The sequence below is a fragment of the Mycobacterium angelicum genome, assembly GCF_002086155.1.
Classification (GTDB): domain Bacteria; phylum Actinomycetota; class Actinomycetes; order Mycobacteriales; family Mycobacteriaceae; genus Mycobacterium; species Mycobacterium angelicum.
Map to the genome: position 1 here is coordinate 1 of NZ_MVHE01000331.1, position 392 is coordinate 392.

Genomic DNA, 392 nt, shown 5'->3' on the forward strand with positions numbered 1-392 from the left:
CGGTCCTCGGTACCGGCAGCGCCGGCACCAACGGCGCCGGCGGCAGCGGCGGCAACGGCGGCAACGCCGGAACGCCCGGCAACGGCGGTGACGGCGCGGCCGGCACCTCCACCACCCCGACCGGCGGCAACGGCGGCAACGGCGGCAACGCCGGAACCGCAGGCACCGGCGGCCTAGCCGGCACCGGCGGCACCGGCACCAACGGCAGCAACGGCGCGTCGGTCACCGCGCCCGCCGGCAACGGCGGCAAGGGCGGCGACGGCTTCACCGCGACCGCCGCCGGCGGCAACGGTGGCGCCGGCGGCAAGGGTGGCGACGGCGGCAACATCGGCAACGGCGGCAACGGCGGCAACGGCGGGGCCGGCAAGCTGCCTCTTATACACATCTGACGC

General features: G+C 77.8%; 1 protein-coding gene. It reads left to right on the top strand.

The annotated features are described in order from the left end of the window. Window positions 1-389 (top strand): hypothetical protein (locus BST12_RS35195; protein WP_211281434.1); only part of this gene is annotated, 389 nt, incomplete at its 5' end. Window positions 390-392 lie beyond the last annotated feature (3 nt).